The sequence below is a fragment of the Phenylobacterium sp. genome (genome assembly GCF_035475775.1).
GTDB lineage: Bacteria > Pseudomonadota > Alphaproteobacteria > Caulobacterales > Caulobacteraceae > Phenylobacterium.
The window spans coordinates 1-19,213 of the sequence record NZ_DATIMC010000112.1 but is presented as its reverse complement, the minus strand read 5'-3'; the positions used below and the strand labels follow the sequence as shown (position 1 = coordinate 19,213).

At 71.1% G+C, this 19,213-nt stretch carries 17 protein-coding genes; 11 read left to right on the top strand and 6 right to left on the bottom strand.

Features of this window, described 5'->3' with window-relative positions:
• Positions 1-2 precede the first annotated feature (2 nt).
• Entirely contained in the window at positions 3-398 is a 396-nt protein-coding gene (locus tag VLI41_RS14220; RefSeq protein WP_325268741.1) for a DoxX family protein, read from the bottom strand.
• Positions 399-443: 45 nt separating this feature from the next.
• A complete protein-coding gene (locus tag VLI41_RS14215; protein ID WP_325268740.1) occupies positions 444-2,006 on the bottom strand; it encodes an AMP-binding protein in 1,563 nt (520 codons plus the stop codon).
• 159 nt (positions 2,007-2,165) lie between these two features.
• On the opposite strand from VLI41_RS14215, the gene lipA reads away from it, so the two are divergent.
• Positions 2,166-3,128 carry a lipoyl synthase gene (gene lipA / locus VLI41_RS14210; RefSeq protein WP_325268739.1) on the top strand — a complete coding sequence of 321 codons (963 nt, stop codon included), beginning with the start codon at positions 2,166-2,168 and terminating at the stop codon, positions 3,126-3,128.
• Positions 3,129-3,133: 5 nt separating this feature from the next.
• Entirely contained in the window at positions 3,134-3,643 is a 510-nt protein-coding gene (locus VLI41_RS14205) for a type II toxin-antitoxin system RatA family toxin (RefSeq protein ID WP_325268738.1), read from the top strand.
• Between the two features lie 55 nt (positions 3,644-3,698).
• On the opposite strand, the gene VLI41_RS14200 is transcribed toward VLI41_RS14205, so the two are convergent.
• Positions 3,699-4,190, bottom strand: coding sequence for a CinA family protein (locus VLI41_RS14200; protein ID WP_325268737.1), 492 nt, complete (start codon positions 4,188-4,190; stop codon positions 3,699-3,701).
• Positions 4,191-4,278: 88 nt separating this feature from the next.
• On the opposite strand from VLI41_RS14200, the gene VLI41_RS14195 reads away from it, so the two are divergent.
• Entirely contained in the window at positions 4,279-6,564 is a 2,286-nt protein-coding gene (locus VLI41_RS14195) for a fused MFS/spermidine synthase (RefSeq protein WP_325268736.1), read from the top strand.
• A gap of 1 nt (position 6,565) precedes the next feature.
• Here the strand turns inward: VLI41_RS14195 and VLI41_RS14190 are convergent, their stop codons facing one another.
• Positions 6,566-7,156 carry a glutathione S-transferase family protein gene (locus VLI41_RS14190; RefSeq protein WP_325268735.1) on the bottom strand — a complete coding sequence of 197 codons (591 nt, stop codon included), beginning with the start codon at positions 7,154-7,156 and terminating at the stop codon, positions 6,566-6,568.
• Positions 7,153-8,298, bottom strand: coding sequence for a bifunctional 2-C-methyl-D-erythritol 4-phosphate cytidylyltransferase/2-C-methyl-D-erythritol 2,4-cyclodiphosphate synthase (locus tag VLI41_RS14185; protein WP_325268734.1), 1,146 nt, complete (start codon positions 8,296-8,298; stop codon positions 7,153-7,155). Before VLI41_RS14185 ends, VLI41_RS14190 begins: the two co-directional genes overlap by 4 nt.
• Before the next feature lie 90 nt (positions 8,299-8,388).
• On the opposite strand from VLI41_RS14185, the gene dusB reads away from it, so the two are divergent.
• The 8 genes from dusB to hflX all read left to right on the top strand — a co-directional run bounded on the left by dusB (position 8,389) and on the right by hflX (position 18,423).
• Complete coding sequence (gene dusB, locus VLI41_RS14180; protein WP_325268733.1) at positions 8,389-9,396, top strand: tRNA dihydrouridine synthase DusB; 1,008 nt, start codon at positions 8,389-8,391, stop codon at positions 9,394-9,396.
• Entirely contained in the window at positions 9,393-10,505 is a 1,113-nt protein-coding gene (locus VLI41_RS14175) for a two-component system sensor histidine kinase NtrB (RefSeq protein WP_325268732.1), read from the top strand. The genes dusB and VLI41_RS14175 overlap by 4 nt, the downstream gene beginning before the upstream one ends.
• A gap of 4 nt (positions 10,506-10,509) precedes the next feature.
• Positions 10,510-11,934 carry a sigma 54-interacting transcriptional regulator gene (locus tag VLI41_RS14170; RefSeq protein WP_325268731.1) on the top strand — a complete coding sequence of 475 codons (1,425 nt, stop codon included), beginning with the start codon at positions 10,510-10,512 and terminating at the stop codon, positions 11,932-11,934.
• Between the two features lie 58 nt (positions 11,935-11,992).
• Positions 11,993-14,221 carry a PAS domain-containing sensor histidine kinase gene (locus tag VLI41_RS14165; RefSeq protein WP_325268730.1) on the top strand — a complete coding sequence of 743 codons (2,229 nt, stop codon included), beginning with the start codon at positions 11,993-11,995 and terminating at the stop codon, positions 14,219-14,221.
• 9 nt (positions 14,222-14,230) lie between these two features.
• Positions 14,231-15,622 carry a sigma-54 dependent transcriptional regulator gene (locus VLI41_RS14160; RefSeq protein WP_325268729.1) on the top strand — a complete coding sequence of 464 codons (1,392 nt, stop codon included), beginning with the start codon at positions 14,231-14,233 and terminating at the stop codon, positions 15,620-15,622.
• Positions 15,623-15,764: 142 nt separating this feature from the next.
• Positions 15,765-16,628, top strand: coding sequence for a D-amino-acid transaminase (locus tag VLI41_RS14155; protein WP_325268728.1), 864 nt, complete (start codon positions 15,765-15,767; stop codon positions 16,626-16,628).
• Positions 16,629-16,864: 236 nt separating this feature from the next.
• Positions 16,865-17,110, top strand: a complete 246-nt coding sequence (gene hfq, locus VLI41_RS14150; protein WP_325268727.1) for an RNA chaperone Hfq — start codon at positions 16,865-16,867, stop codon at positions 17,108-17,110.
• Positions 17,107-18,423: a GTPase HflX gene (hflX, locus tag VLI41_RS14145; RefSeq protein ID WP_325268726.1), complete on the top strand. Its 1,317-nt coding sequence runs from the start codon at positions 17,107-17,109 to the stop codon at positions 18,421-18,423. Before hfq ends, hflX begins: the two co-directional genes overlap by 4 nt.
• Positions 18,424-18,553: 130 nt before the next feature.
• On the opposite strand, the gene mazG is transcribed toward hflX, so the two are convergent.
• Positions 18,554-19,213, bottom strand: a 660-nt coding sequence (mazG, locus tag VLI41_RS14140) for a nucleoside triphosphate pyrophosphohydrolase (protein WP_325268725.1), incomplete at its 5' end; no start/stop codon positions are given.

Here is a 19,213-nt window from a genome sequence, read left to right as displayed (position 1 = left end):
AGCTATGTCCGGCGGCGGAAGGCCGCCTCCAGGCTCCACGGACCGCCGCCCGCGAACACCAGATAGAGGAAGACGAAGCAGTAGAGCACGGCGGCCTCGCCCATGTTGAGCGCCGGATAGAAGCCGCGCGGCGCATGCGCCATGAAATAGGCGACGGCCATCTCGCCCGAGCAGAAGAAGGCCGCCACCCGCGTGAACAGGCCCAGCGTCACGAGCCCGCCGCCGACCAGCTCGACGACGGCCGCGACCATGAGCAGCGCGGGAAGGGGATCGGGCGCGCCCGGCTGCGGCGCCGGAAAGTGGAACAGCTTCATCAGGCCGTGCTCGATGAACAGCAGGCCGGTGATGATGCGCAGGATCGAAAGCACGCGCGGCGACCAGGCGTCGAGGTTCGGCATCGGCAGCTCCTGTGGCGGGAAAAGCGGATACGCTTACTGGCGCCCTCAGGCGGCGCGGCTCGCCCTCAGGTCGGCGTCGACGATCCGCTGCAGGGCGACGTAGTCGGTCTTGCCGGTGCCGAGCACCGGGATCTCGGGCACCCGGATGATCTTGCGCGGCACAGCGATCTCCGGGGCGCCGAGCGCCTGCGCGTGCGCCACCAGCGGCGCCGGATCGGCGTCGCGGCGATCGGTGACCAGCACCAGCCGCTCGCCCTTCTTGGCGTCCGCCACCGCGACCACCGCGTGGCGGCAGTCGGGCCAGACGCCCGCGGCGAGGTCCTCGGCGGCGGCCAGCGAGACCATCTCGCCGCCGACCTTGGCGAAGCGCTTCACCCGGCCCTGGATCTTCAGCCAGTTGTCGGGGCTGATCGAGACCACGTCGCCGGTGTCGTGCCAGCCGTCGACCGGCGGCTCGAGGCCGCCGCCGGGCGCGAGATAACCCGCCATGATGTTGGGGCCGCGGACGTAGAGCCGTCCGCCCCCCGGGATGCCGTCCACCGGCTCCAGCCGGATCTCCATGCCCGGGACGAGGCCCCCGACCGTGCCGCGGCGGTTGTCTCCCGGCTTGTTGACCGCGATCACCGGGGCCGCCTCCGTCGCGCCATAGCCTTCCAGCAGCGGGACGGGCCCGAACCGCTCGGCGATCAGGTTGTGGGTCTCGTCGCGGACCCGCTCGGCGCCGCAGACCACGAATTCCAGCCCCGACAGCTCGCCCGGCTCGGCGGCGCGGGCGTACTGGTTCACGAAGGTGTCCGTGGCCAAAAGGATCGAGGCCTTGGCGTCCTTCACAAGGGCCGGGATCTGCTTGATGTGCAGCGGCGAGGGGTACTCGAAGGCCTTCATGCCGCAGAGCAGAGGCAGCAGCACGCCGCCGGTCAGTCCGAAGCAGTGGAAGATCGGCAAAGGGTTGAACATCACCCAGTTCGGGTCGAGCGCGATGTGCGCCCCCACCTGGCGCACGTTGGCGATCAGGTTGGCCTGCGTGAGCATCACCCCGCGCGGCGCGCCGAAGCTGCCGGAAGTGAACAGAATCACGCCGGCGTCGGAGGGCCTGGTCTTCGCCGCGAACCGGCCCGGCAGCGCCCCGGCGGCCGCCGCGTAGAGCTTGTCCGCCAGGCCCACGCTCTCGCGGACCTCCTCGAGGTAGGTGACCGTGGTCATGGTCTCGAGCGCATCGATGAGGTCGTGCAGCTTGCCTTGCTCGACGAAGCGGTGGGCGGTGAGCACGCGCGTCACGCCGGCCAGCTCGCAGGCCGCGCGCAGGTTGCGGATCCCGGCGGTGAAGTTGAGCATGGTCGGCGTGCGGCCGATCGCATGCAGGGCGAAGAAGGTGACCACGCCCGCCGCGCTGGAGGGCAGCATGACACCGACCCGCTCGCCCGGCCGGGTGAAGGCCGCGATCTTGCGGCCGAGCGCAAAGCTGGCGCGGATCAGGTCGGTATAGGTGAGGGGCTTGCGCTCCTGGTCCTCGAGGATCGGCTTCTTCGGCCCGTACTTGCGGGCCGCCGCCACGAGCGCCTCGAAGAGGGTCGTCTGCGCCTGGCGGGCTTCGAACGTCGGCGGCACGAGCGTCTCTCCCGGACCGTGGCGGCCCGTTTTTTCCGGCGCGCGAGCCTATCTGCGCGCCACGGCCTTGAAAAGATCGGTTACGGGCCGTGATCGCCCGAGGGCTCCGCAGACATTTGGCGGGTTGATCCGGCGCGCGCGACCGCCGATCTAGGGACCATGGCCGTGGTCATCGACAGGCTGGGCGAACCGCGCCCGAGGCACCCCGAGAAGCAGAACCGGCCCGACACGCCGCTGCTGCGCAAGCCCGAATGGCTTCGGGTCCGCGCGCCGGGCTCGCCGGGCTACGCCGCCACCCGGGCGATCGTCAAGGAGCACCGGCTGGTGACTGTGTGCGAGGAGGCGGCCTGCCCGAACATCGGCGAGTGCTGGGACAAGAGCCACGCCACCTTCATGATCCTGGGGCAGGTTTGCACGCGCGCCTGCGCCTTCTGCAACGTCGCGACCGGCAGGCCCGAGCCGGTCGACGCGGACGAGCCGGCCCGCGTGGCCGACGCGGTCGCCAAGATGGGGTTGAAGCACGTCGTCGTGACCTCGGTGGACCGCGACGACCTGGCGGATGGCGGGGCAGGGCAGTTCGTCGCCGTCATCCGCGAGATCCGCGCCGCCGCGCCCGAGACGACCATCGAGATCCTGACTCCGGACTTCGCCCGCAAGCCGGTCTCCGCCGTGGAGCGCGTGATCGAGGCCCGGCCCGACGTCTTCAACCACAATCTGGAGACCGTGCCGCGGCTCTACCTCTCCATCCGGCCGGGCGCCCGCTACTACCACTCGCTTCGGCTGCTCGAGCGGGTGAAGGAGCGCGATCCGAGCCAGTTCACCAAGTCGGGCGTTATGGTGGGTCTGGGTGAAAGCAAGGAGGAGGTCATGCAGGTGATGGACGACATGCGCTCAGCCGGCGTCGACTTCATCACCATCGGCCAGTACCTGCAGCCGAGCCGCAAGCACGCGCCGATCGACCGCTTCGTCCATCCCGACGAGTTCGCGGCCTTGGCCGAGATCGCCAGGGCCAAGGGATTTCTCATGGCGGCGGCCAGCCCGCTCACCCGCTCGTCGCACCACGCCGGCGAGGACTTCGAGCGCCTGCGGGCGGCGCGCATCGCCAAGAGCGCTGTCGCGTAGCGCCCGTGCGCCACCACGTCTCCAAGCTCCTGCCCTTCAGCCCCGACCAGCTGTTCCAGCTGGTGGGCGATGTGGCGGCCTATCCGGAGTTCGTCCCCTGGATCGGCGCCATGCGGACCTGGAACCCGCGCCATCTGAGCGAAGGCGTCGACAGCCTGGACGCCGAGGCCGCGGTCGGGTTCGCCTTCCTGAAGGAGCGGTTCGCCACCCGCGTCCGGCGCGATGCGGTCAACCGGCAGATCGACGTCACCCTGCTTTCCGGCCCGTTCCGGAAGCTCGAGAACCGCTGGCGGTTCCTGGAGGCCGGGCACGGCTGCACCCGCGTGGAATTCGACATCGATTTCGAGTTCAAGTCGCGGCTGCTCGGGGCCGTGCTCACCGCCAACTTCGCCCATGCCGTCGACAAGCTGATGGGCTGCTTCGAGGTGCGCGCGAAGGTGCTGTATGGGACTCAACATCAACCGCTCACCCCCGCGCAAGCGGGGGCCCAAGCGGGGGCGGCCCCATCCCCTTGAGGTTCAGCGTGGGTCCCGGTCTCTCGCTTTGCGAGGACCGGGATGTGAGCCGCGATTACGTCACCCGTTCCCTGAGCGCCTGCAGGGCCGACTGGACCGCGGCGAGCTGGATGGCTTCGCGGGTCTCCTCCTCGAAGAACTCCTCGCGATGCATCAGCGCCTGATTGGCCCGGGCGGTGGCGATATGGACGGTGCCGACCGGCTTCATGGGCGTGCCGCCGCCCGGGCCCGCCACGCCGGTGACGGCCACCGCGACGTGGGCGTTGGAATTCTCCAGAGCGCCTTCCGCCATCATCCGCGCCACCGGCTCGGAGACCGCGCCCAGGTCGGCGATCAGGTCGCCGGGGACGCCCAGCAGTTCCTGCTTGGCGCGGTTTGAGTAGGTGATGAACCCGCGCTCGAAGACGTCCGAGGCGCCCGACACCTGGCAGATGGCGCCGGCCACCAGCCCGCCCGTGCAGCTCTCGGCGGTGACGATGCGCAAGGAGCGCTCCCGCGCCTCGTCCACCAAAAGGCGGGCCAGGGTGACGATCTCCAGCGAGAACATGGCGGGGCGACCTCTTAACGGCTCATAAGCTCGGGCTCGGCGAGACCAGAACATCGCTCCCGCTCCTGCATCAAGGCGATTCGCGCCCATGACCACGCTCGCGATCGAGACCCGCGCCCTGCGCGCCCCGCCGGCGCTGTTCGCGGTGACGGTGTTCGCCAGCGCCGCGCTGGTGTTCATGGTCGAGCCGATGTTGGCCAAGCTGGTGCTGCCCCTGCTCGGCGGCAGCCCCTCGGTCTGGAACACGAGCCTGGCCTTCTTTCAGGCGGCGCTGCTCGCGGGCTACGCCTACGCCCACCTGCTGCAGAAGGTTCGGAGCGTGCGGACGCAGGCGGCGATCCACCTCGCGCTGGTCGCCGCCGCCGCCCTCGTGCTGCCGCTCAGGGTGCACGAGCTGTTCGGGCCGCCGTCGTGGACGCATCCGGCGCTGTGGCTGTTGGGCGTGCTCGCCGCCTCCATCGGGCCGCCCTTCGCCATCCTTTCGGCCACGGCCCCGCTGGCCCAGGCCTGGCACGCCCGGATCGTCAGGGCCGAGGCGGGGAAGGAGCCCTACGTGCTCTACGCCGCCAGCAACCTGGGCAGCCTCATCGCGCTCCTGGCCTATCCGATCGTGGTCGAGCCGGTGTTCACCGTGCGCGGCCAGACGCTGGGCTGGAGCGCGGGCTACGTGGCGTTCGCCCTGCTCCTGGCGACGCTCGCCATCGTCTGCGCCCGCGCACCCGCGCTCGCGCCCGAAGCGCCGGCCGGCGAGGCGCCCGCCGCCGCAGTGACCTGGCGCGAACGGCTGACCTGGCTCGCGCTCGCCGCCATCCCGTCCAGCCTGATGCTGGGCGTCACCACTCATCTGACGACCGACGTCGCCTCGGCGCCCTTCCTGTGGGTCGCGCCGCTCGCGCTGTACCTGATCACCTTCATCATCGCCTTTCAGGCCCGCCCGGCGATCCCGCGCGGGCTCGCGCTGATGTTCCAGGCCGCCGCGGTGGCGGGCTGCGCCGCCCTGTTGCCCTTCAAGGCGAGCGGCTTCCTGCTGCAGCTGAGCGTCCACCTGGCCGCCTTTTTCTTCACGGCGCTCGTCTGCCACCAGGCGCTGGTCGCGCGCCGGCCGCCCGCGGCGCGGCTGACCGAGTTCTATCTGTGGCTGTCGATCGGCGGCGTGGTGGGCGGCGGCTTCAACGCCTTCCTCGCCCCGGTGATCTTCGACAACGTCTGGGAATATCCGCTTGTGCTGACGCTCGCGTGCCTGGCGCGGCCGTCGCGACAGGGGGATCTGCGGACCGGGGACTGGCTGCTCCTGGTGCTGGGCGTCATTGCGGGCGTGGCCGCCCCGGTGCTGGTGGGCGTCGCCGCGCCGCACCTCTCGGGCCGGCACGTGATCGGCTCGGTCAGCGAGCTCGACCTGCTGGTCGCGGGCGCCCGCACGGCGCTCGGGGCGGCCGCGATCTCGGCCTTCCTGATCCGCGACCGCGCGTTGCTGTTCTGCGCGGTGATCGCGGTGCTCTCGATCGGCGCGCAGGCCGCCGCCGACCGCGTCGACACGCAGCACAGCTGGCGGAGCTTCTTCGGCGTGCTGCGCGAGTCCGTCGCCCCCGCCGCGGCGCTCGGCGGCGAGGTGAGGATGCTGGCGCACGGCAGCACCCTGCACGGGGCGCAGGCGGTGAACCCGAAGTTCCGCTGCCGGCCGCTGGTCTACTACACGCCCTCGACCCCGATCGGTCAGGTGTTCGTGAAGGCGGCGGCCAAGCCGAACCTGCGGATCGGCGCGGTGGGCCTGGGGACGGGTTCGGTGGCGGCCTACGTCCGCCCGGGCGACCACCTGACTTTCTTCGAGATCGATCCCCTGGTGATCCGCATCGCCACCGATCCGAAATACTTCAGCTACACCACCGAATGCGCCAAGGGCCGGGTGGACTATGTCGTGGGCGACGCCCGCCTGACGCTCGCCAAGCAGCCGCCCGGCGTGTTCGACATCCTGCTGATCGACGCCTTCTCGTCCGATGCGGTGCCGGCTCATCTGCTCACCGTGGAGGCGGTGCGCGGCTACCTGTCGCACATCAAGCCGGACGGGGTGGTGATCCTGCATCTCTCCAACCGCAACCTCGACCTGAAGGCCCCGGCCATGGCGGTGGCGAGGGTGGCGGGCGCGGCGGCCCTGCTGCAGGAGCATGTCGTCCCGCCGGGCGGACGGGCGGTCTGGGAGTCCGGCGAGGACGCCCTGGTGCTGGCGAAATCGCGCGCCGCGCTGGCGGGTTTCCGCGCCGACAAGCGGTGGAAGCCGATCGATCCCCTGCTCGCCCGCGCCTGGACCGACGACTACACCAACGTGCCGGGCGCGCTGTACCGGCGGCTGCAGGAGAAGATCACCTGGCTGCCGTAGCTCAGGCCGGCAGCTCGTAGCCGGCCGCCGCCTCGATCTCGAGGGTCTTGCGGACCGCCGGGCGCGCCATCATCCGTTGATAGTGCGCCTCCAGGTTGGGGAACTCGCCGGCCGGCGGATGCAGCGAGTTGCGGAACCGCCAGAACAGCCGGAACAGGTGGATGTCGGCCACGGAGTAGGCCCCGGCCGCCCAGCCGCCGCCCAATCGGCCGTCGGCGAGCGCATAGACCTCGCGGGCGTGCTCCAGGCCCTGCCGCCGGGCCGGATGGACGCTGGAGGCGATGAACGACATCCAGGAGACGACGTGGGCCTGGGCTTCGAGGTCGTCCGGCCAGAGGCCGGCCCCGGGGCGCCGGCGGGCGAGGTAGAACAGGATCGCCGCCACTTCGGTGAGTGGGCGCCCGCCGATCAGCAGCAGCGGCACCTTGCCTTCCGGGTTGAGCGCCAGGAACTCGGGCGTGCGGTTGTCGTCCTTGCGGAAGGAGACGGGCCGCCCTTCGAAGGGGCTTCCGATCTCGTGCAGCGCGATGTGCGGCGCCATCGAGCTCGCACCCGGCGCATAGAACAGGATCAACGGCTCGGCGGGGCTCACGGCGGCGTCTCCACCGACACCAGGGCCTGGGCCATCAGCCCTTCCTCGCGCCCCGTGAAGCCCATGCCCTCGGTGGTCGTCGCCTTGACGCTCACCCGCTCGACGGCCACGCCCAGAAGGTCGGCGATCCGCTCGCGCATGGCCTGACGGTGCGGGCGGACCTTGGGACGTTCGCAGACGAGCGTCAGGTCGGCGTTGAGGATGCGGCCGCCATGGCGGGCCAGCAGGGAAACCGCATGGCGCAGGAACTGGTCCGAGGAGGCTCCCTTCCAGCGCGGATCGCTGGGTGGGAAATGTTCGCCGATGTCACCTTCGCCGATCGCGCCCAGCACCGCATCGGTGAGCGCGTGCAGCCCGGCGTCGGCGTCGGAATGGCCGACCAGCCCCAGCTCGTGCTCGATGCGGATGCCGCAGAGCCAGACCACGTCGCCGGGACCGAAGCGATGGGCGTCGATGCCCAGGCCCATGCGCACGATCCGGCGCGCGCCGGCGAGCTGCTCGGCCAGCAGGAAGTCCTCGGGGTAGGTGAGCTTCATCAGCACCGGATCGCCCGGCACCATGGCGACGTGGCCGCCGGCCCGCTCCATGACCGAGGAATCGTCGGTGGGCTCCTCGTTCGCCGGCCAGCGGCGATAGGCGGCCTTCAGGCGCCCGAACCGGAACGCCTGCGGCGTCTGCGCGCGGTGGAGCCCCTCGCGCGAGACCGTCTCGTCGATGAGGCCCTCGCCGCGCTTCAGGGTGTCCGGCACGGGCAGGGCGGGCACCGCCCCGTCGGCGATGTCGAGCGCGGCGAGCAGCCGGTCCACGTGCGCGCGGCCGACGAACGGCCGGGCCGCGTCGTGCACCAGCACCGGCTGGGTGCGCACGGCGGTGATGGCGGCGAGCCCGGCCTGCACGGAGTCCGCGCGGGTGCGGCCGCCCGTGACGGCGCGCCAGCCTTCCAGCCCGGCCAGCGCCTCGTCCACCTGGGCCAGCCGCTCCCGGGCGACCACCACCACGACTTCGCGCGCGCCGGCCGACAGCAGGCCCTCGACCGACCACCGGATGATCGGCCGTCCCCCCAAAGTGCGCCAGACCTTCGGCTCGCCGGGGCCGGCCCTCAGGCCCGCGCCCGCGGCGACCACCACCGCCGAGAAGCTCATGGCCTCGTTCTAGGGCCCCGGCGGCGCTTGTTCCAGCTTTACGGCGCGGCCCGACTTGCCTAAAAAGGCGGCGATGAACGTGACTATAAAATGAGCAACGTGGTCAAGCTCGGCCCGGTGGCGATCGACGGGCGATGCTGGATCGCGCCGATGACCGGCATCTCCGACCTGCCGTTCCGTCGCGCCGTCAGCCGGCTGGGAGCGTCTTACGTCGCCACCGAGATGGTCGCCTGCGCCGAGTTCGCCCGGGGCCGGCCCGACGTGGTCCGCCGCGCGGCCGTCGGCGAGGGCCTGCCGCTGATGGTGATCCAGTTGGTCGGGCGCGATCCGAAGCTGATGACCGATGGCGCGAAGCTCGCCGCCGCCGCCGGCGCCCAGGTGATCGATCTCAACTTCGGCTGCCCCGCCAAGCAAGTGACCGGCGCGCTCTGCGGCTCGGCCCTGATGCGCGAACCCCTGCTGGCCGAGCGCCTGATCGCGGCTGTCGTGGAGGCTGTCGACCTGCCGGTGACGGTGAAGATGCGGCTCGGCTGGGACGAGTCCTCGAAGTCCGCGCCGGAGCTTGCCGCGCGAGCCCAGGCGCGGGGCGCCAGGGCGGTCACCGTCCACGGCCGGACGCGCTGCCAGTTCTACAAGGGCTCGGCCGACTGGCGCGCGGTCGGCGAGGTGAAAGCAGCCGTCTCGATCCCGGTGATCGTGAACGGCGACATCGCCGACGGCCCGAGCGCCCGGGCCGCGCTGCAGGCCTCCGGCGCCGATGCGGTGATGGTTGGGCGCGGGGTGTATGGCCGGCCCTGGATCGCCGCCCAGCTCGAGGCCGAGCTGGCGGGCGAGCCGTTCGCGGCCCCCGATCCCGAGACCCGGCGCGCGGTCGCGCTGGACCACTTCGCCGACAGCCTCCGATTCTACGGCGACCGGCTGGGCCTGCGCGTCTTCCGCAAACACCTGGCCGCCTACGTGGACCAGGCGCCGTGGCCGGCGGACCCCCAGGCGCGTCGTGCGGCGCGCGCCGAGCTCTGCCGCCTGGAGGACCCGCATGCGGTCGATCGCGCGCTGACGATGCTGTGGACCGCCTCCGAACCGCGGCTCGCGGCATGAACCCGCAAACCGTGGACCAGGTCCGCGCATCCGGCGACGAGGCGCTCAAGGCCGCCGCCTTCGATCTCAGTCCCGATCCGTCCCTGGTGATCGACATCGAGGGCGCGCTGGTGGCGGTGAACGAGGCGGCCGAAGCCCTGTTCGGGCATGGGTTGAGTCTCCTGGCGCGAGGGCGCTTCCTGGCGGCCCTGCCGCCGGGCTCGGCGCTCGGAGCGTTGCTCGAGCGGGCGCGCGCCGAAGGGGTGCGGGTGCGCGAGCGGGGGCTCGAGATCAGCCTCTTCAGCCTGCCGCCGTTCGAAGCCGATGGCGCGGCCGCGCCGCTGGACGACGGCTCGGTGTTGCTGACGCTGATGGTCAGGACGGGTCTCGGGGTCGAGCGCGGCGTGGCCGACGCCGCGGGCCTTCCGGCGATCTCGGGGCTCGGCCGCATGTTGGCGCACGAGATCAAGAACCCGCTCGCCGGCATCCGCGGCGCCGCCCAGCTCCTGAAGTCGGGCGTCAAGGCCGAAGACGTCCCGCTCGCCCAGCTGATCGTCGACGAGACCGATCGGGTGGCCCGCCTGGTCGACCGGATGGAGGCCTTCTCCGAGGACGTCCTGCCGGCCCTCGCCGCGGTCAATATCCATCAGGTGCTGGACCGCGTGCGCGCGCTGGCCGCCAACGGCGTCGCCGACGGCCTGATCCTGCGCGAGCAGTACGATCCCTCCCTGCCGCCGGTCTGGGGCGACGAGGACCAGCTGATCCAGATCTTCCTGAACCTGGTGAAGAACGCCGCCGAGGCGGCCCACGCGCGCGGCGACGGCCGCGGCGAGATCACCATCCACACCGCTTATCGACACGGCGTGCGCGTCCGCTCCGCGCGCGGCCAGTCCCTGCGCGGCGCCCCGCTCGAGGTGCGCATCCAGGACAACGGGCCGGGCGTGCCGGCGCACCTTCGCGAGCATCTGTTCCAGCCGTTCGTGACCTCCAAGCCCAGCGGCGCCGGACTGGGCCTGGCGCTCGTCGCCAAGCTCGCGGCGGCCCACGGCGGCCTCATCGACTTCGAATCCGAAGCCGGGCGGACCACGTTCCGGGTGCTGCTGCCGATCGCCGCCGAGAAGGACCTCTGACGCCATGACCGCGGCCGCCAAGAAGATCCTGATCGCCGACGACGACGCCTCGATCCGGCTGGTGCTCTCCCAGGCCTTCACACGGCTGGGCTATCAGGTGCGCGCCACCGGCAACGCCGCCACATTGCTGAAGTGGGTGTCGGACGGGGAGGGGGACCTGGTGGTCACCGACGTGGTGATGCCGGACGAGAACGTGTTCAACGTGCTGCCGCGCATCCGAAAGCAGCGGCCGAAGCTGCCGGTCATCGTGATGAGCGCCCAGAACAACCTGATCACCGCGGTGAACGCCGCCGAGGTCGGCGCCTTCGAATACGTGCCCAAGCCCTTCGACCTCGACGACATGACCTCGGCGGCGCGCCGCGCCCTCGCCAGGCCCGCGGACCCGGAGGCGGCGAAAGCCCAGGCCCGTGCGGTCCGCGACGACCGTCTGCCCCTGATCGGCCGCTCGGCGCCCATGCAGGAGGTCTATCGCACCGTCGCCCGCCTGGTCGGGGCCGACCTGACGGTGCTGATCACCGGAGAATCCGGAACGGGCAAGGAGCTGGTCGCCCGCGCCCTGCACGACATGGGCCGCCGCCGCGACGGCCGCTTCGTGGTGATCAACCTCGCCGCCGTGCCGCGCGAGCGCGTCGAGGCGGAGCTGTTCGGCAAGGACGACGGGGCGGTCGGCAAGCTGGTCGAGGCCGACGGCGGAACCCTGTTCCTCGACGAGATCGGCGACATGCCGCTCGACGCCCAGACGCGGCTCCTGCGGGTGATCGATGGCTCTGAGCCGGCGATCAACCCGAAGACCAATCGCCGACCCAACGCGCGGATCATCGCCGCCACCAATCGCGACCTTCGGGGGCTGATCCACCAGGGCCTGTTCCGCGGGGACCTGTTCTTCCGCCTCAATGTCGCGCCGCTCCGCCTGCCGCCGCTGCGCGACCGTACCGAGGACATCCCCGACCTCGCCCGCGCCTTCCTGCTCAGAGCCAACCGCGAAGGGCTGCCCGCCAAGACCATCGACGCGGGCGCGCTGGAGCGGCTGAAACTGCACCCCTGGCCCGGCAACGTGCGGGAACTGGAGAATCTGGTCCGCCGGATCTGCGCGCTCTATGGCGAGGAGCTGATCACCGCACGGATCGTCGAGCGCGAGCTCGAGGACCTGCAGCCTGCGGCGGCCGGCCGCGCCAACGGACCCGCCACGCTCGCCGAGCTGGTTGAGCGCAATCTGGCCAGCTACTTCGCCGACCAGGCGGACGGAACCCCGCCGCCGGGACTCTATGACCGGGTGCTGGAGGAGGTGGAGCGGCCGCTGATCCGGCTCACGCTGCAGGCGACGCGCGGCAACCAGGTGCGCGCCGCCGAGATCCTGGGGCTCAACCGCAACACGCTGCGCAAGAAGATCTCCGACCTGGGCGTGGAAATCAGTCGCGGGCGCCGCTGACGCCATCCTGCAACATCGCTGTTGAGTTTGGAGCACAGTCCCTTAGGCTCCGCGCTTCATGGCCTTGCTCACCCAGCAGATTCCCGGCGGTCCTTCCGCCGTGGAGCGCGTGCAGCGCCTGATGCAATCGCGCGTCCTCCTGGGCTGCGCCTACGGCCTTGCGGCGGGCCTGACGGGCCTCGCCATCCTGCTCGCCGCCTCGCCGCCCGAAACAGGGCCCCTGGGCCCCGCCAGCCAGCCGATCCTGACCGTCCTCAGCGTCAATCTGATCCTGATCCTGATGCTGACCACCATGGTCGCCCTGCGGTTCGCCACCCTGTTGCGGGCCCGCGACCGCGATCCAGGCGCACGTCTGCACCTGCGGTTCGTCACGCTGTTCGCGTTCGCCGCGCTCGCGCCGGCGATCGTCGTGGCCCTGTTCTACGGAGTCCTGGTCAGCCGCGGCGTCGAGAACTGGTTCAGCCAGCGTGTTCAGACGGTGGTGGAGAATTCGGCGACCGTCGCCCGCTCCTACGTGGAGGACCAGAAGCGCTACATCGGCGACCACGTCACCCTGATGTCCGCGGACCTGAACCGCGAGGCGGGCAGCCTGCAGACCAGCCCGATCGCGTTCAGCCACTACCTGGCCGTCCTGGCCTCCTATCACGCCTTTCCGGCCGCCTATCTGATCGACCGGCAGGGCCGCGTGCTGGCGCGGGCCGAGACGGCCGATGCGCCATCCTTCGTGGTGCCCCCGGAATCCAGCTTCAAGGCCGCCGACGAGGGCGACATCTCGGTGCCGGCGTTCGATTCCACCGATCTGATGCGGGCGGTCTACCGCCTGCGCGGCTATCCCGACGCCTACCTCTACGTGGTCCGCCCGCTGGAGAAGGGCATCCTCAATCACCTGCGCGATGCGGAAGCCTCGCTCGTCTCCTATCGCGAGGCGGCGCAGAACCGCGAACGGATCCAGACGATCTTCGCGCTCTCCTACGCTGAAACCGCGCTGCTGGTGCTGGTCGCCGCCGTATGGCTCGGGCTGTGGTCCGCCAACGCGATCTCGGGGCCGGTGGCCAGGCTGGTGCAGGCGGCGGGACGCATCGCCGGCGGCGACCTCAGCGCCCGCGTCGACGCCGACAGAGACCCGGAGGAGATCGCCGTCTTGTCGCGTGCATTCAATAGCATGACGAACGATCTTCAGGTACAGCAGGAAGCACTGCGGCGCGCCAGCCTGGAGGCCGAAGAGCGGCGCCAGTTCATCGAGACGGTGCTGGCCGGGGTGAGCGCCGGCGTCATCGGGCTGGACGCGCGTGGCCGCATCTCGGCGGCCAACCGCCAGGCCGTGGGCTTGCTGGCGCTGCCGGGCGACCACGGCCGCGGCCGCAAGCTCTCCGAGGTGGCGCCGGAGTTCGCGGAAGTCCTGGAGACGGCGGGCCGGGCGGGCGCGGGCGAGGCCGAGGTGGATGTGGTGCGTGGCCGCGAGACCCGCCGCCTGAGGCTCCGGGCGAGCCGCAGCGAGGGCGGCCTGGTGCTGACTTTCGACGACATCACCCGGCTGGTGGCGGCGCAGCGCAACGCCGCCTGGCGCGACGTCGCCCGCCGCATCGCCCACGAGATCAAGAACCCGCTGACCCCGATCCAGCTCTCGGCCGAGCGGCTGCGCAAGAAGTTCCGCCGCAACGTGCCGGCCGGCGAGATCGAGACCTTCGACCGCTGCACCGACACCATCGTGCGTCAGGTGGGCGACATCGGCCGGATGGTCGACGAGTTCTCCGCCTTCGCGCGCATGCCGGCGCCGAAGTTCGCCGAGCACGACGCCGCGGAGCTCCTGCGCCAGGCGGTGTTCGCCCAGCGGGTGGCGAGCCCGGACATCGCCGTCGAGCTGGAGGAGTCCCCGCCGCACGCGGCGGTGCTGGCCGACGAGCGGATGCTCGCCCAGGCGCTGGGCAACGTGCTGAAGAACGCCGCCGAAGCCGTGGGCGCCCGCCAGGCCGTCGAGCCCCGTCTGCCGGGCCGCATTCGCGCCCGACTCGCCGCCGACGACAGCGGAGTGGTGTTCGAGGTTGAGGACAATGGCGTGGGGCTGCCGTCGAAGGACCGCGACCGGCTGACGGAGCCCTATGTGACGACGCGCGAGAAGGGCACCGGCCTAGGCCTCGCCATCGTCAAGCGAATCCTGGAAGACCATGGGGGCGAGATCGAGCTCACCGATGCGCGCGAGGGACGCGGCGCGCTGGCCATCCTGAGGCTTCCCCCCGCGGCGCGGGTCCGCCCGCAGACCGCCCCGGCAAAGGCGACGACGGCGTGAAGGTGAGAAATGGCGTCTGACGTTCTGGTGGTCGACGACGAGGCCGACATCCGCGACCTGGTGGCCGGGATCCTCTCCGACGAGGGTTATGCGGTCCGCACCGCGACGGATTCGGAATCGGCGCTGGCCGCCGTCCGGGCCCGCAAGCCGGCGCTGCTGGTGCTCGACATCTGGATGGCGGGCGGCGGCATGGACGGGCTGGAGCTGCTGGATCTGGTCAAGGCGCTCGATCCCGACCTGCCGGTGATCATGATCTCCGGCCACGGCAACATCGAAACGGCGGTGAGCGCGATCAAGCGCGGCGCCTACGACTTCCTGGAGAAGCCGTTCAAGTCGGACCGCCTGCTGCTCATCGTGGAGCGGGCGCTGGAGGCCACCAGCCTGCGCCGCGAGAACCGGCGGCTGCGCACCCAGGCGCTGACGCCAGAGGGGCTGATCGGCAAGTCCATGGCCGCCCAGCAGCTGCGCAATATCGTGGCCAAGCTCGCCTCGGCCAACAGCCGGGTGCTGATCTCCGGACCGGCCGGCGCCGGCAAGGAGACGGTGGCTCGGATGATCCACGCCGCCGGGCCGCGCGCCCGCAGCGAGTTCGTCGTGCTCTCGGCCGCCGGCATGACGCCGGAGCGCATCGACGTCGAGCTGTTCGGTGAGGAAGGCGACGGCGGCCGGCCCGCCAAGATCGGCGTGTTCGAGCGCGCCCACGGCGGCACGCTCTACCTCGACAAGGTCGCCGACATGCCGCGGGAGACCCAGAGCCGCATCCTGCGCGTGCTCGTCGAACAGCGCTTCCGGCGCGTGGGCGGCGGCTCCGACGTGCAGGTCGACGTGCGCGTGATCTCGTCCACCTCGCGCGATCTGCGCGAGGAGATCGCGGCGGGACGCTTCCGGGAGGACCTGTTCCATCGGCTGAACGTGGTGCCGGTCAACGTGCCGGGCCTGGCGGAGCGGCGTGAGGACATCCCCGAGCTCGTCGACTACTTCATCGGGCGGATCTGCGAGGCGTCCGGGCTCGCGAGACGACGGCTGGCGGACGACGCGATCGCCGCCCTGCAGGTGCGCGCCTGGCCGGGCAACCTGCGCCAGCTGCGCAACAACGTGGAGCGCATCCTGATCCTGGCGGCGGGCTCGAGCGATGACGCCATCACCGCCGACATGCTGCCGGCGGAAGCCACGGTCAGCGACCAGGCGACGAGCCTGGGGGCTGAGCGGATCATCTCGCTGCCGCTTCGCGAGGCGCGCGAGGTGTTCGAGCGGGAGTACCTGAACGCCCAGATGCTTCGCTTCTCCGGGAACATCTCGCGCACCGCCGCCTTCATCGGCATGGAGCGCTCGGCCCTGCACCGCAAGCTGAAGTCGCTGGGCCTGTCCGGCGCGCGGCAGGTCGAGGAAGAGGTCGGCTGATGGGCCCCGACCGAGCATCCCGGCGAGAGCCGGGACCCAGACGGCAAGCGGAGCCTTCGTTCGGGAAACGCTGCGCCTGTCCCGTCAAGCCTGTTGATTTCGATCTCGGTCCCGGCCTTCGCCGGGAGGAGCGGGGGGACTGATGGGCCGCGTCGCCTATGTGAACGGCCGTTTCGCGCGGCACGGCGAAGCCATGGTGCACATCGAGGATCGCGGCTACCAGCTCTCCGATGCGGTCTATGAGGTGTGGGCGCTGTTCGACGGGCGGCTGTCCGACGCGGAGGGCCACTTCGTCCGCCTCGAGCGGAGCCTTTCCGAGCTCTCGATCCCGATGCCGATGAGCCGCCGGGCGCTGACGCTGGTGCTGAAGGAGGCGGTGCGGCGCAACCGCGTGCGCGAAGGCCTCGCCTACCTGCAGGTCAGCCGCGGGGTCGCGCCGCGCGACCATGCCTTCCCGAAGGCCCCTGTGGCCCCGTCCATGGTGATCACGGTGAGCGCCGTCGACCGCGCCGCCACCGAAGCCCGGGCCGCCAAGGGCGTGGGCGTGGTCACCACGCCGGAGAACCGCTGGGGCCGCTGCGACATCAAGACGGTGGCCCTGCTGCCCAATGTGCTGGCCAAGCAGAAGGCGAGGGCGGCGGGCGCCTACGAGGCCTGGTTCGTCGACGAACTCGGATTCGTCACCGAAGGCGCCTCCTCCAACGCCTGGATCGTCGATCGAGACGGACGGCTGCGCACCCGCGACACCAACGCCAACATCCTGCGCGGCATCACCCGGCGCACGCTGATGGAGGTGATCGCCGAGGAAGGCCTCGCCCTGGACGAGCGGCCCTTCACCCCCGACGACGCCAAGACCGCACGCGAGGCCTTCATCACCGGGGCCGGCTCGCTGGTGCTGCCGGTGGTCTCGGTCGACGGGACGCCGGTGGGGGAGGGGCGCCCCGGACCGCTCGCGCTGAAGCTGCGGCGCCTCTATATCGAGCGCGCGAAGGCTACAGCCGTCTGAAGGGTCGCTCGCGAGTGTCGGCGGCCGGAGCCGACGCGTCTTGGCGCCTATTGATACTTGGCGGGAACGCTTACCTGAAGACGCTCTGAGACTCGCCGCCCGGAGGGACGGTTCTGGCGGCGCACGCGCCGCGGCGCCCGCGATTGCGCCCGTCGCAAGTCCCGGTCTAGCGTGGCCGTCGCGTGTGTGGGCGGCGGCTGGCCGCTCGTTGACAACGAAAAGAGGCGGTCAAGCCGATGAACGACAAGAAGCAGAACCTGCAGGACACCTTCCTGAACAGCGTGCGGAAATCCAAGACGCCGCTCACCATCTTCCTCGTGAACGGGGTGAAGCTGCAGGGCGTCGTGAGCTGGTTCGACAACTTCTGCGTTCTGCTGCGCAGGGACGGGCAATCCCAGCTCGTCTACAAGCACGCCATCTCCACCATCATGCCGGCCCAGCCCGTGCAGCTCTACGAGCCGGTTGAAGACGAGTCCGATTGAGCTCGAAATCCATCGATCGCGAAGCGCCGGTCCAGGGCGCCGTCGTCCTCCATCCGGATCGGGAGGGCCGTGGCCATGCCCGGGACGCGGAAGCGCGCCTGGAGGAGGCGATCGGGCTCGCCGAGGCGCTCGACCTGGAGGTGCGCGACGGCCTCATCGCGCCCCTGCGCCGGCTCGCGCCCGCCACCCTGTTCGGCAAGGGAAAGGTCGAAGAGATCGGCCGCCTGATCGTCGCGGTCTCGGCCGACGTCGCCGTGGTGGACGATGCGCTCTCGCCCGTGCAGCAGCGCAACCTGGAGCGGGCGTGGGACTGCAAGGTGATCGACCGCACGGGGCTGATCCTGGAGATCTTCGCCCGGCGGGCGCGGACGCGGGAGGGCCGGCTGCAGGTCGAGCTCGCCCGCCTGACCTACGAGCGCTCGCGCCTGGTCAGGACCTGGACCCACCTGGAACGCCAGCGGGGCGGCTTCGGGGTGATGGGCGGCCCCGGCGAGACGCAGATCGAGACCGACCGTCGGTTGCTGGCGAGCCGGATCGCCAAGCTGAAGCGGGAGCTGGTGGAGGTGCGCCGCACGCGCACCTTGCAGCGCTCCGCGCGACGGCGCGTGCCGTTCCCGTCGGTGGCGCTGGTCGGCTACACCAACGCCGGCAAGTCGACGCTGTTCAACCGCCTGACCGAGGCCGAGGTGGTGGCCGAGGACATGCTGTTCGCCACCCTCGATCCGACGCTCAGGGCGCTGAAGCTGCCGGACGGACGGCCGGCCATCCTGTCGGACACGGTGGGTTTCATCTCCGACCTGCCACACGAACTGGTCGAAGCGTTCCGCGCGACCCTGGAGGAGGTGCGCGAGGCCGACGTGATCCTGCACGTGCGCGACATCGCGAGCGACGAGAGCGCGGCGCAGGCGCAGGACGTGCGCGAGGTGCTGGCCCGGCTCGAGATCGACATGGACGAGCGCCGCATCCTGGAGGTGTGGAACAAGCTCGACCTGCTGGATGAGGAGGCGCGGGCCTCCGCCGAGGGCGAGGCCCGCCGGGCGCATCCGCCGGCGATCCTGGTCTCGGCGGTGACCGGGGAAGGCTGCGAGGCCCTGCTGCGCGCGGTCTCGGCCCTGGTCGACGAGGCGCCGCCGGTCGCGGTGGTCGCGCCGGCGGGGGAGGGCGCGGCCATCGCCTGGCTCTACCGCAACGGCCGGGTGATCGAGCGCGAGACCGCCGACGACGGCGCGGTGCGGCTGCAAGTGAGCCTGACGGCCCAGGCGCTCGGCCAGTTCGAGCAGCTGTTCCCCAAGGCCGAGGTGCGGGGGCCTTGAACTCGAGTTGCTCCCCCATTGGGGGAGCTCCCGCGAAGCGGGTGAGGGGGTTTCCGCCCCGGCATCAGCGGATGAAACCCCCTCCGGCCCTCTGGGCCACCTCCCCCTTGCGAGGGAGGAACTGGGTCCGTCAGCCCTTCTCCGCCGCCTTCGCTTCGTCCCACAGCGCGTCCATCTCCGGCAGGTCCGAGCCCTCGGGCGAGCGGCCGCGCTCCGCAAGTTTCTGCTCTATGTAACGGAAACGGCGGATGAACTTGGCATTGGTCGTTCGCAAGGCGTCCTCCGGGTCGACATCCAGAGCACGCGCGAGGTTGGCGACGACGAACAGCACGTCGCCCATTTCCTGGCGGGCCTTCTCGACATCGCCGGCGGCGACCTCGGCCTTGAGCTCCTCGACCTCCTCGTCGAGCTTCGCGAGCACTTCCGTGGCGGACGGCCAGACGAAGCCCACGCCGGCCGCGCGCCGGGACAGCTTCACCGCGCGGGTGAGGGCGGGCAGGCCCACGGGCACGTCGTCCAGCAGGCCCGCCGCGCCGCCCTTCGCCCGGCGCTCAGCCGCCTTCAGCTGCTCCCAGCCTTCCTTCTTCTGCTCCGCGAGCGAGCCGTAGCTCTCATCGCCGAACACGTGGGGGTGGCGGCGGACCATCTTGTCGTTGATGGCGCCGACGACCTCCTCGAAGCCGAACGCGCCTTGCTCCTCGGCGATGCGGGCGTGGAACACCACCTGCAGCAGCAGGTCGCCGAGCTCGTCCCTGAGGTCCTTCAGGTCGGCGCGCTCGATGGCGTCGGC